The organism is Providencia stuartii (genome assembly GCF_029277985.1).
GTDB classification, from domain to species: domain Bacteria; phylum Pseudomonadota; class Gammaproteobacteria; order Enterobacterales; family Enterobacteriaceae; genus Providencia; species Providencia zhejiangensis.
The window spans coordinates 610,367-623,128 of sequence record NZ_CP119546.1; the positions used below are offsets into that span (position 1 = coordinate 610,367).

At 44.8% G+C, this 12,762-nt stretch carries 6 protein-coding genes, 2 tRNA genes and 3 rRNA genes; 9 read left to right on the top strand and 2 right to left on the bottom strand.

Annotated features, from left to right (window positions below):
• Nucleotides 1-108: 108 nt before the first annotated feature.
• The 9 genes from pepQ to rrf all read left to right on the top strand — a co-directional run bounded on the left by pepQ (nt 109) and on the right by rrf (nt 10,194).
• The gene (gene pepQ / locus P2E05_RS02610; RefSeq protein ID WP_163860649.1) at nt 109-1,443 is read left to right on the top strand and encodes a Xaa-Pro dipeptidase; all 1,335 of its coding nucleotides are present in this window, start codon (nt 109-111) and stop codon (nt 1,441-1,443) included.
• Nucleotides 1,443-2,069, top strand: coding sequence for an IMPACT family protein (locus tag P2E05_RS02615; RefSeq protein WP_154624678.1), 627 nt, complete (start codon nt 1,443-1,445; stop codon nt 2,067-2,069). Before pepQ ends, P2E05_RS02615 begins: the two co-directional genes overlap by 1 nt.
• Before the next feature lie 15 nt (nt 2,070-2,084).
• A complete protein-coding gene (gene trkH, locus P2E05_RS02620; RefSeq protein WP_272578444.1) occupies nt 2,085-3,536 on the top strand; it encodes a Trk system potassium transporter TrkH in 1,452 nt (483 codons plus the stop codon).
• 17 nt (nt 3,537-3,553) lie between these two features.
• A complete protein-coding gene (gene hemG / locus P2E05_RS02625) occupies nt 3,554-4,078 on the top strand; it encodes a menaquinone-dependent protoporphyrinogen IX dehydrogenase (protein ID WP_154624680.1) in 525 nt (174 codons plus the stop codon).
• Nucleotides 4,079-4,643: 565 nt separating this feature from the next.
• Nucleotides 4,644-6,183: ribosomal RNA gene (locus tag P2E05_RS02630) — 16S ribosomal RNA — on the top strand.
• 66 nt (nt 6,184-6,249) lie between these two features.
• Nucleotides 6,250-6,326, top strand: a tRNA-Ile gene (locus P2E05_RS02635).
• 141 nt (nt 6,327-6,467) lie between these two features.
• Nucleotides 6,468-6,543, top strand: a tRNA-Ala gene (locus tag P2E05_RS02640).
• Nucleotides 6,544-6,873: 330 nt separating this feature from the next.
• A 23S ribosomal RNA gene (locus tag P2E05_RS02645) occupies nt 6,874-9,959 on the top strand.
• A 119-nt stretch (nt 9,960-10,078) separates the two neighbouring features.
• A 5S ribosomal RNA gene (rrf, locus tag P2E05_RS02650) occupies nt 10,079-10,194 on the top strand.
• Together the 16S, 23S and 5S rRNA genes with 2 tRNA genes alongside form the textbook arrangement of a ribosomal RNA operon.
• A gap of 1,203 nt (nt 10,195-11,397) precedes the next feature.
• On the opposite strand, the gene idi is transcribed toward rrf, so the two are convergent.
• Complete coding sequence (idi, locus tag P2E05_RS02655; protein WP_247048010.1) at nt 11,398-11,913, bottom strand: isopentenyl-diphosphate Delta-isomerase; 516 nt, start codon at nt 11,911-11,913, stop codon at nt 11,398-11,400.
• Nucleotides 11,914-12,097: 184 nt separating this feature from the next.
• Nucleotides 12,098-12,754: a two-component system response regulator NarL gene (narL, locus tag P2E05_RS02660; RefSeq protein WP_272657691.1), complete on the bottom strand. Its 657-nt coding sequence runs from the start codon at nt 12,752-12,754 to the stop codon at nt 12,098-12,100.
• Nucleotides 12,755-12,762: the final 8 nt, after the last annotated feature.

Sequence of the window (12,762 nt, forward strand, 5' to 3'; positions counted from 1 at the left end):
TATTTACCAATCAATTAATTAAAGGGTTTTCTGTTTAGACTGCATACCAGTAAATTAAAGAACGTGCTAAGCTTTCATTTTCTAAATAAAGCTGAAAGGTTGAATGAAATGGAAAAACTGACTGCACTCTACGCTGAACATATTAAAACTTTGCAAACAACAACTCAGCAAGTCTTACAGCGCAGCAAGCTAGACGCCATACTGATTCATTCTGGTGAACCTCTACGTATCTTCCTTGATGACAGTGATTACCCCTTTAAAGTCAATCCTCACTTTAAAGCATGGGTACCTGTAACGGATGTCCCACATTCGTGGTTATTAGTTGATGGCGTAAATAAACCTAAATTATGGTTTTATTCACCTGTTGATTATTGGCACAGTGTTGAACCGCTACCGAATAGTTTCTGGACAAAAGAAGTTGAACTTATTCATTTAAAAAATGCTGACGATATTAGCCAATTTTTAGCGAATCTTTCTAAGGATAATATGGCATATATTGGTTCTGCTAAAGAAAGAGCAGAATCATTAGGTATTCGCTTACAAAACATTAACCCAAAACCTGTTATTGATTTTTACCATTTTCACCGCTCATATAAAACGGATTATGAGATGTACTGCATGCGTGAAGCTCAGAAAATGGCGGTAAACGGCCATTTATCGGCATTTGAAGCTTTTCAAGCGGGTATGAGTGAGTTTGATATCAATATTAGCTACTTACAGGCGACAGGCCATCGTGATACCGATGTTCCTTACGGTAATATTGTTGCGCTGAATGAAAATGCGGCTGTATTGCATTACACCAAATTACAGCAACAAGCGCCGAGTGAGATTAGAAGCTTTTTGATCGACGCGGGTGCAGAATATAATGGCTATGCCGCAGATATCACACGCACTTATGCAGCAAAAGGCAAAAGTGACTTCGCTGCACTCGTTGCTGATTTAAATAAAGAGCAGTTATCACTCATCGACACGATTAAAGCGGGTGTTCGTTATACGGATTATCATGTCGATATGCATCATAGAATTGCCAAGTTATTGAAAAAACACTCAATAATTAAAGGGGTAAGTGAAGAAGTTATGGTGGAAAAAGGGCTCACTACGCCATTTTTACCTCATGGCTTAGGTCATCCTTTAGGGCTACAAGTCCATGATGCTGCTGGCTTTATGCAAGATGAAGAGGGAACATTACTTGCCGCACCGAAAATGTACCCATTCTTGCGTTGCACTCGTGTACTTGAACCGAGAATGGTCGTAACCATTGAGCCAGGCTTATATTTTATTGAATCCTTGTTATCATCTTGGCGTTCTAGCGAGTTTAATCAATATTTTAATTGGGAAAAGATTGAACAATTCAAGCCATATGGTGGTATTCGTATTGAAGACAACATTATCATTCACCATAATCGAGTTGAAAATATGACGCGAGATTTGCAATTACCGTAATGAAAGCTTATTTAATACCGGCTGAATCTATTTCTTATACAGAAGAAATTAAGAAAAGCCGTTTTATTACCTATCTTGCACATACCGATGGTATTGATGCTGCAAAAGATTATATTCAATCGATTAAAGCACAATACCCAGATGCTCGGCACCATTGCTGGGCATTTGTTGCTGGGCGTCCCGATGACTCCCAGCAGCTTGGTTTTTCTGACGATGGCGAGCCGACTGGTACGGCAGGAAAGCCAATAATGGCACAATTACTTGGAAGTCATTTAGGTGAGGTTACTTGCGTCGTTGTGCGTTATTTTGGTGGGATTAAGTTAGGCACAGGGGGGTTAGTTAAAGCTTACGGTAACGGAGCTCAACAGGCACTTAAGTTATTACCAACACAGACGAAAGTACCCCAAAAATTTTTTCATCTCGTTTGTGATTATTCATTTATTAATACGGTCGAGCAGTTGGTTGCGCAAGTGAATGGTATGATTGTGCATAGCGAATACAATGAAACAGTTTTCTTGCGAATTGCAATTCCTGCTACCTTAGAACACGAAGTCAATGATAAATTACGCGATATGAGTCGCGGAGCTTTAGAGCTTATACCGGAATCTGAATCGTTAATTGGTTAGCAAGGAACCTGCCGAATGCATTTTCGTGCAATAACCCGTATTGTCGGGCTACTCGTCATTATTTTCTCTTTTACCATGGCTGTTCCTGGTATTGTTGCGTTAATTTATCGTGATGGCGCTGGACGAGCATTTAGTCAAACTTTTGTTGCGGCTTTAGTGATCGGTCTGCTTTTGTGGATCCCTACCCGTAATAGCAAACATGAACTTAAAGCAAAAGAAGGTTTCTTAATCGTAGTATTATTTTGGACAGTTCTTGGTAGCGTAGGGGCATTACCCTTTATTTTCTCTGAGAAGCCAAATCTCTCAATAACGGATGCTTTCTTTGAGTCTTTTTCTGGATTAACGACAACGGGTGCAACAACGTTAACAGGCTTAGATACGCTGCCTAAAGCGATTTTATTTTATCGACAAATGTTACAATGGCTTGGCGGCATGGGGATCATTGTACTCGCTGTGGCTATTCTCCCATTATTGGGGGTTGGGGGAATGCAGCTTTATCGAGCTGAAATGCCGGGGCCACTGAAAGATAATAAGATGCGTCCTCGTATTGCGGAAACCGCGAAAACACTTTGGCTGATTTATGTCTTACTGACCATTATTTGTGCTATCGCACTGTGGATCGCTGGAATGGATGTTTTTGATGCGATTTCCCATAGTTTTTCAACAATAGCGATTGGCGGCTTCTCAACTCATGATGCAAGTGTCGGCTATTTTAATAGTCCTGCTATCAATACCATTATTGCAATTTTCTTGCTGATATCGGGTTGTAATTTCGGTTTACATTTTGCGGTATTAACTGGACGTAGCTTAGGGATCTATTGGCGTGATCCTGAATTTAAAACATTTATTAGCTTTCAGTTAGTGCTCGTTATTATTTGTACATTGGTTTTACTCTATCATTCAGTCTATGGTTCTTTCGGACAGACACTTGATCAAGCTTTTTTCCAAGTCGTCTCAATGGCTACAACGGCAGGCTTTACAACTGATAGCTTTGCAGGATGGCCTTTATTTTTACCCATGCTTCTATTATGTGCGGCATTTGTGGGTGGCTGTGCTGGATCGACGGGGGGTGGGTTAAAAGTTATCCGTATTTTATTACTGTTTTTGCAAGGTTCCCGAGAGTTAAAAAGGTTGGTCCATCCTAATGCGGTTTATACCATAAAATTAGGCCAAAGAGCATTACCTGAGAGGATCATTGAAGCTGTTTGGGGATTCTTTTCTGCTTATGCATTGGTATTTGTAGTGAGTCTACTTCTGTTAATCGCGACGGGTGTTGATGAGTTTTCTGCTTTTTCTGCTATAGCAACAACGTTAAATAACTTAGGGCCCGGACTTGGAACCGTTGCAGATAACTTTACCTCAATGAACCCCACTGGGAAGTGGATACTAGTTGTGACCATGTTATTTGGTCGTCTTGAAGTCTTTACATTATTAGTGTTATTCACACCAACATTTTGGCGTGATTAGCCATATTAGGATTAAGAATGAGTTATTTACTTTTGCATTCAAGTACTGATGGGCAAACGAAAAAAATTGTTTTAAAAATAGCTGAACAATTAAGAAGCTTAGGGCATCAATGTGATATTCGTGATTTAAATACTGAAAAGAATATCAATATAGCGTCCTATGAGAAGGTGTTGGTTGGGGCATCTATTCGCTATGGCCATTTTAACAAATCACTTGTACGGTTTGTTAATATGCATCAACAGCAATTGAATGTGATGAAAACGGCTTTCTTTGGTGTAAACCTCACCGCAAGAAAAGAAGGAAAAGATACCCCAGAGACAAATGCCTATACGCGTAAGTTTTTAGAGAAAAGTCTTTGGAAGCCGACATTAAAATCTGTATTTGCTGGCGCTTTGATGTATCCCAAGTATGGCTGGTTTGATAAGACAATGATTCGCTTTATTATGAAGATGACCGATGGCCCTACTGACCCCAATACAGAGATCGAATACACAGATTGGGAAAAGGTCAGTCAATTTACTCAAGAATTTGAACGCTTGTAGTACATATTTTTAGCAATAAGTGATGATTTTAAGCGATTTGTCTAATGTTTCATCGGTTGAAATAAAAAGTTTAAAAAACACTTGCTAGAATTTTCTGACTCCCTATAATGCGCATCCGTTGTCACGAAAAACCGCTTCGGTGGTCAGGTTGAAAAAGAAACCCTCGTGATGACTGAGGTGAAAAAGAGAGAAAAAGTTGAAAATAATCACTTGACTTTTTGACAGAAAAACGTAGTATACGACACCTCGCGACAACAACCTAAACGGTTAATATCGAAAGATAAAGTCGCAACGCTCTTTAACAATTTATCAGACAATCTGTGTGGGCGCTCACAGGACACTATCAAAAAAATATTTGATTTTAAGTCTTGAAGAGTGACTAACACGTTAATTCATATATGAACTAACAATGTGCAATTCGATTGTGGAAGGATAACACGAAGGCGAGTGAGCATTTCCGAGACAGTACTGAGGTACGGCGAGGAAAGCGGAGCGAAGCCGACAATGTTAGCCGAACAGAAGCGAATTGATAAACAGTTTAATTCTTTGAGCATCAGACTACTTTTAATTGAAGAGTTTGATCATGGCTCAGATTGAACGCTGGCGGCAGGCCTAACACATGCAAGTCGAGCGGTAACAGGGGAAGCTTGCTTCCCGCTGACGAGCGGCGGACGGGTGAGTAATGTATGGGGATCTGCCCGATAGAGGGGGATAACTACTGGAAACGGTGGCTAATACCGCATAATCTCTAAGGAGCAAAGCAGGGGACCTTCGGGCCTTGCGCTATCGGATGAACCCATATGGGATTAGCTAGTAGGTGGGGTAATGGCTCACCTAGGCGACGATCCCTAGCTGGTCTGAGAGGATGATCAGCCACACTGGGACTGAGACACGGCCCAGACTCCTACGGGAGGCAGCAGTGGGGAATATTGCACAATGGGCGCAAGCCTGATGCAGCCATGCCGCGTGTATGAAGAAGGCCCTAGGGTTGTAAAGTACTTTCAGTCGGGAGGAAGGCGTTGATGCTAATATCATCAACGATTGACGTTACCGACAGAAGAAGCACCGGCTAACTCCGTGCCAGCAGCCGCGGTAATACGGAGGGTGCAAGCGTTAATCGGAATTACTGGGCGTAAAGCGCACGCAGGCGGTTGATTAAGTTAGATGTGAAATCCCCGGGCTTAACCTGGGAATGGCATCTAAGACTGGTCAGCTAGAGTCTTGTAGAGGGGGGTAGAATTCCATGTGTAGCGGTGAAATGCGTAGAGATGTGGAGGAATACCGGTGGCGAAGGCGGCCCCCTGGACAAAGACTGACGCTCAGGTGCGAAAGCGTGGGGAGCAAACAGGATTAGATACCCTGGTAGTCCACGCTGTAAACGATGTCGATTTGGAGGTTGTGCCCTTGAGGTGTGGCTTCCGGAGCTAACGCGTTAAATCGACCGCCTGGGGAGTACGGCCGCAAGGTTAAAACTCAAATGAATTGACGGGGGCCCGCACAAGCGGTGGAGCATGTGGTTTAATTCGATGCAACGCGAAGAACCTTACCTACTCTTGACATCCAGAGAACTTAGCAGAGATGCTTTGGTGCCTTCGGGAACTCTGAGACAGGTGCTGCATGGCTGTCGTCAGCTCGTGTTGTGAAATGTTGGGTTAAGTCCCGCAACGAGCGCAACCCTTATCCTTTGTTGCCAGCGATTCGGTCGGGAACTCAAAGGAGACTGCCGGTGATAAACCGGAGGAAGGTGGGGATGACGTCAAGTCATCATGGCCCTTACGAGTAGGGCTACACACGTGCTACAATGGCGTATACAAAGAGAAGCGACCTCGCGAGAGCAAGCGGAACTCATAAAGTACGTCGTAGTCCGGATTGGAGTCTGCAACTCGACTCCATGAAGTCGGAATCGCTAGTAATCGTAGATCAGAATGCTACGGTGAATACGTTCCCGGGCCTTGTACACACCGCCCGTCACACCATGGGAGTGGGTTGCAAAAGAAGTAGGTAGCTTAACCTTCGGGAGGGCGCTTACCACTTTGTGATCCATGACTGGGGTGAAGTCGTAACAAGGTAACCGTAGGGGAACCTGCGGTTGGATCACCTCCTTACCATTGAAGTGTTCTTGTGAAGTGTTCACACAGATTGTCTGATGAAATAGAGTCAACGGTATCAATAGGCTTGTAGCTCAGGTGGTTAGAGCGCACCCCTGATAAGGGTGAGGTCGGTGGTTCAAGTCCACTCAGGCCTACCACTTTTTGCTTATGCTGCGTTGTAGCTTAGCTCGTTTACCTGCGTAAACGTCGCCAAGACTACGCCTTGCCTAAGAAAAAAGACCTTCCGAAGACGCGAACCGCGTAAAGAAGAAGATAATTGGTACTGTCAAACCTGTTATGGGGCTATAGCTCAGCTGGGAGAGCGCCTGCCTTGCACGCAGGAGGTCAGCGGTTCGATCCCGCTTAGCTCCACCATAATACTTTTGAATTATTCAGAATAGATTAGTTATAGTCTATTGCGAATAATTATGCTCTTTAACAATCTGGAACAAGCTGAAAATTGAAACAACGCACATTGTTTATCGCTTAAACAATGTGAGAGTCTCTCAAAAATCTCAACGCGAATGCTGTTTTGTCATGATGGCAACTGTAATGAGCGAGCAGTGTGAAATTCAAGGCGGACAGCGCACAGCAAGCGCAGCGTACATTGGTACGTGAGCATTGCGAGCACTGCCCAACGCAGAAGTTCACCACGCGCAGCCATTACCGGTCAGAACGACACGAAAAGACACCTTCGGGTTGTGAGGTTAAGCGACTAAGCGTACACGGTGGATGCCTAGGCAATCAGAGGCGATGAAGGACGTGCTAATCTGCGAAAAGCGTCGGTAAGGTGATATGAACCGCTATAGCCGACGATGTCCGAATGGGGAAACCCAGTGCAATTCGTTGCACTATCGTTTGATGAATCCATAGTCAAACGAGGCGAACCGAGGGAACTGAAACATCTCAGTACCTCGAGGAAAAGAAATCAACCGAGATTCCCCTAGTAGCGGCGAGCGAACGGGGAGCAGCCCAGAGTCTTAATCAGCATCAGCATCAGGAGAACGGTCTGGAAAGTCCGGCAGTAAAGGGTGATAGCCCCGTATCCGAAGGTGTTGGTGTTGTGAACTCGACGAGTAGGGCGGGACACGTGTTATCCTGTCTGAATATGGGGGGACCATCCTCCAAGGCTAAATACTCCTGATTGACCGATAGTGAACCAGTACCGTGAGGGAAAGGCGAAAAGAACCCCGGCGAGGGGAGTGAAATAGAACCTGAAACCGTGTACGTACAAGCAGTGGGAGCCCCATCACTCAAGTGCCTCGGCAATTGAGTGAGGGTTTAAACAACCACCACAAGAACAGCGCAGGATTTGCAAACAAGATTGGCTGATTTTTTCAAGCCGCAGCGCAGTGTACATAGAAGTACACGAGCAGCGGAAGTTAAAAAATCGGGCAAGATTGGCCGCAAAGACAAGCGGGACATTTGAGGATGGGGTGACTGCGTACCTTTTGTATAATGGGTCAGCGACTTATATTCTGTAGCAAGGTTAACCGTATAGGGGAGCCGTAGGGAAACCGAGTCTTAACTGGGCGAATAAGTTGCAGGGTATAGACCCGAAACCCGGTGATCTAGCCATGGGCAGGTTGAAGGTTGGGTAACACTAACTGGAGGACCGAACCGACTAATGTTGAAAAATTAGCGGATGACTTGTGGCTGGGGGTGAAAGGCCAATCAAACCGGGAGATAGCTGGTTCTCCCCGAAAGCTATTTAGGTAGCGCCTCGTGAACTCATCTTCGGGGGTAGAGCACTGTTTCGGCTAGGGGGTCATCCCGACTTACCAACCCGATGCAAACTACGAATACCGAAGAATGTTATCACGGGAGACACACGGCGGGTGCTAACGTTCGTCGTGAAGAGGGAAACAACCCAGACCGCCAGCTAAGGTCCCAAAGTCATGGTTAAGTGGGAAACGAAGTGGGAAGGCTCAGACAGCCAGGATGTTGGCTTAGAAGCAGCCATCATTTAAAGAAAGCGTAATAGCTCACTGGTCGAGTCGGCCTGCGCGGAAGATGTAACGGGGCTAAACCATGCACCGAAGCTGCGGCAGCGACATGTAAATGTTGTTGGGTAGGGGAGCGTTCTGTAAGCCTGTGAAGGTGTGCTGTGAGGCATGCTGGAGGTATCAGAAGTGCGAATGCTGACATAAGTAACGATAATGCGGGTGAAAAACCCGCACGCCGGAAGACCAAGGGTTCCTGTCCAACGTTAATCGGGGCAGGGTGAGTCGACCCCTAAGGCGAGGCAGAAATGCGTAGTCGATGGGAAACAGGTTAATATTCCTGTACTGGTGATAATTGCGATGGGGGGACGGAGAAGGCTAGGCTGGCCGGGCGACGGTTGTCCCGGTTTAAGGATGTAGGCAGGTGAATTAGGCAAATCCGGTTCACTACATGCTGAGGTCTGATGACGAGTCACTACGGTGGCGAAGTAGCTCATGCCCCGCTTCCAGGAAAAGCCTCTAAGCTCTAGATTATCATTAATCGTACCCCAAACCGACACAGGTGGTCAGGTAGAGAATACTCAGGCGCTTGAGAGAACTCGGGTGAAGGAACTAGGCAAAATGGTGCCGTAACTTCGGGAGAAGGCACGCTGGCGCTAGGTGAAGTCCCTCGCGGATGGAGCTGAAGCCAGTCGCAGATACCAGCTGGCTGCAACTGTTTATTAAAAACACAGCACTGTGCAAACACGAAAGTGGACGTATACGGTGTGACGCCTGCCCGGTGCTGGAAGGTTAATTGATGGGGTTATCCGTAAGGAGAAGCTCTTGATCGAAGCCCCAGTAAACGGCGGCCGTAACTATAACGGTCCTAAGGTAGCGAAATTCCTTGTCGGGTAAGTTCCGACCTGCACGAATGGCGTAATGATGGCCAGGCTGTCTCCACCCGAGACTCAGTGAAATTGAACTCGCTGTGAAGATGCAGTGTACCCGCGGCAAGACGGAAAGACCCCGTGAACCTTTACTATAGCTTGACACTGAACATTGAGCCTTGATGTGTAGGATAGGTGGGAGGCTTTGAAGTGTGGACGCCAGTCTGCATGGAGCCAACCTTGAAATACCACCCTTTAATGTTTGATGTTCTAACGTGGCCCCATAATCTGGGGTGCGGACAGTGTCTGGTGGGTAGTTTGACTGGGGCGGTCTCCTCCCAAAGAGTAACGGAGGAGCACGAAGGTTGGCTAAGCATGGTCGGACATCATGCGGTTAGTGCAAAGGCATAAGCCAGCTTGACTGCGAGAGTGACGGCTCGAGCAGGTACGAAAGTAGGTCTTAGTGATCCGGTGGTTCTGAATGGAAGGGCCATCGCTCAACGGATAAAAGGTACTCCGGGGATAACAGGCTGATACCGCCCAAGAGTTCATATCGACGGCGGTGTTTGGCACCTCGATGTCGGCTCATCACATCCTGGGGCTGAAGTAGGTCCCAAGGGTATGGCTGTTCGCCATTTAAAGTGGTACGCGAGCTGGGTTTAGAACGTCGTGAGACAGTTCGGTCCCTATCTGCCGTGGGCGTTGGAAGATTGAAAGGGGCTGCTCCTAGTACGAGAGGACCGGAGTGGACGCACCACTGGTGTTCGGGTTGTCATGCCAATGGCACTGCCCGGTAGCTAAGTGCGGAAGAGATAACCGCTGAAAGCATCTAAGCGGGAAACTTGCCTTGAGATGAGTCTTCCCTGACTCTTTAAGGGTCCTAAAGGAACGTTTAAGACTAAGACGTTGATAGGCTGGGTGTGTAAGCGTAGCGATACGTTGAGCTAACCAGTACTAATGAACCGTGAGGCTTAACCTGACAACACCGAAGGTGTTTTAGAGAGAACGTTGTGAAGCGCACGCAGAGTGTGAGAAATTAGCTTGTTCAAGATTGCTGTTCTGGTTGGTGGAAGCCAACGGGAACAAAAACCGAATTTGTCTGGCGGTAATAGCGCGGTGGTCCCACCTGACCCCATGCCGAACTCAGCAGTGAAACGCCGTAGCGCCGATGGTAGTGTGGGGTCTCCCCATGTGAGAGTAGGGAACTGCCAGACATTAAATTAGTGAGAAAGCCACCCGATGGGTGGCTTTTTTGCGTTTGGGGATGTGATACCGTTTTATCATCCTTCTGCCTTACTGTCACCACCAAACATCAACCCCATCCACGGCGCTTCCTTGCCAATCCTGCACTAGCGAACCGCATATTGATAGCCAATACATTAAGTAGAGATAAAGGGATGGCTCACTATTCGACTTATTTTCATGGTTGAGACCATTTTATAGGATGACTGGTGTTTATTTTTATGAATCGCAATCGGTATCGAAATAACATCATGGTTTAGATTGCTTTATCATACTGAGTACTCGATATCCATCTCATCAACTTATAGGTAAATAACTCGCTAGCTTATAAGCTCTGGCCTCAGAGGCTGTTAGGGGAGAGTCAAATAGCGGTAGAGGTCATTGACGATCTTTAGCTCATTCTTGTTAAGGATGGTTTTTTATTATTCTGACCATAATAGAAGGAGACGAATATTTATTGAGTAAAGCATGAATCAGTCGTTTAAACTGTTTTTTTCTGCATCTTTTATTAAAATACGACAACTAATAATATCAATAAAATCAACTCATAAAGTAAAAGTCATTCAGTTTATTGATCTTATGCCATTCCTGCTTGCTATATCGGTTAGCGATAAACGAGTCACGCATCCTTTATGAGGGCTAGTTCGCATACGAGATATAGGTGTAGAGTTGCATGAGTGATGATTGGCCGCTTACATTTTACTGCTATTGAATTGCTATTTATCATTCGCTACAGCATCGAGTCTCACTCCTTCCTGCCATCTTTCTATCCAGTCATTCGCTCATGCTAAATATTCCTTCGTCGTTTATAGGCATTAGCTTACGAGATTGTCAGGGGAGAAGTAGAGGCTATTCAACACAACTGCTCACTAATAATGTAAAACATTCTGTATTTGAGGCGTAATGAATATTGGCTAAGCTATGGCAAAAATGGAACGGGTCAACAATGGCGTAGAACGACTTGGTATTGTGATTCGGTGGGTTGTACAAGTGAGTTGGTAAGGGCTAACGGTAATACTGATATTATGAATGAGCCGTAGTGAAAAGGCGTAAACCACAGCTTACTCATCCTAGAATGAGATGTTAATTTCATGAGAAAACAGAATGACTCATTATGAATTGATGACTTGTCAGTTATTATTGATTGAAATGGTATATCTGACGCTAGCGATGGATTAACTAAATTTAAGCAATGGATATTGATTGATAATCAATTTAAACCATGGAGTGAAATGCTCTGGGTTAGTTTTTATCTCTTGTTGTAAGTCAGAAGGTAAGATCCAGCGGATCGCAGAAACTTCATTTGGGTTAGGTTTAACAATGCCGTCATATTGACCAACGAATAGGTGGTCATACTCATGTTCAATTAAATCGCCAGTGACTTGGGCATGGTAAATAAAATGTCCAACCGGAGAAATATCTGTGGTAAATCCAAGTTCTTCCATTAATCGACGTTTCGCTGCTGCCAGTGTTTCTTCTTTTGGATGAGGGTGACTACAACAACTATTTGCCCACTGTCCTGCTGAATGGTATTTATGAGCGGCACGTTGCTGAATGAGTAGTTCACCTTTAGCATTGAAAATAAAAACTGAAAATGCGCGGTGTAATTTACCCAGTTGATGCGCTAATAACTTCGGCATACTGCCTATAGGGGTATCTTGCTCATCAACAAGAATGATATTTTCTTCCATTAGTTAGTCTTAGATATTGAGTAAATTGTGGGACTGATGATCATATTATAGTTTAATGCGTATGGCTTGTAGATTTGAGCCTTTTAATTGATTGATAGAATCCTAGTCGCATAGTTGTTATATGCGTCTAGGAATTCCTGTGAAATTAAATATGCAGTGTTTGGTTGTTGTGTGTTGATACTCACTATTTTTGCTGAAGTACCCATACCGCAGCCTCAACACGTGATTTGAGATTTAATTTTTTGAGTAAATGTTTTACGTGAACTTTGACAGTACTTTCAGCAATATCGAGTTTACGTGCGATCATTTTGTTTGAGAGGCCTTGTGAAATAAGGTCTAGTATATTCGTTTCTCGGGGGGTTAACGACAGTAGATTATTTTCAGTTTGTGGACGATTATCTCTGAGGGATTCTGCTAATACAGATGTTAATGCAGGGCTCACTACCATTTTACCACTCGCGGCTTCTTTAAGCGCCACGATTAACTCTTCGGGTTCCATATCTTTTAGCAGGTAGCCATCTGCACCGTGTTTTAAGGCACTTACGAGGTCTTCACCATAATTAGATACAGTAAAAAGAATAATTCTACCTGATAATTCGCGTTTTCTCAGCTCATCAAGGGTTTCAAATCCATTCATGCCTGGCATATTTAAGTCGAGAAGAATAAGGTCTGGATCTTGTTCTTCAGCGATTTTTATTCCTGTGGCTCCATCACCTGCCTCACCAACTACACATAATGAGGGTTCTAGGCTAATTAATTGTTTGACGCCATTTCTTAACATCGGGTGGTCATCAATGAGTAAAATCGTTGATTTTTCGCTTGTTGTGTTTGTATTTTCCATGAATTGCG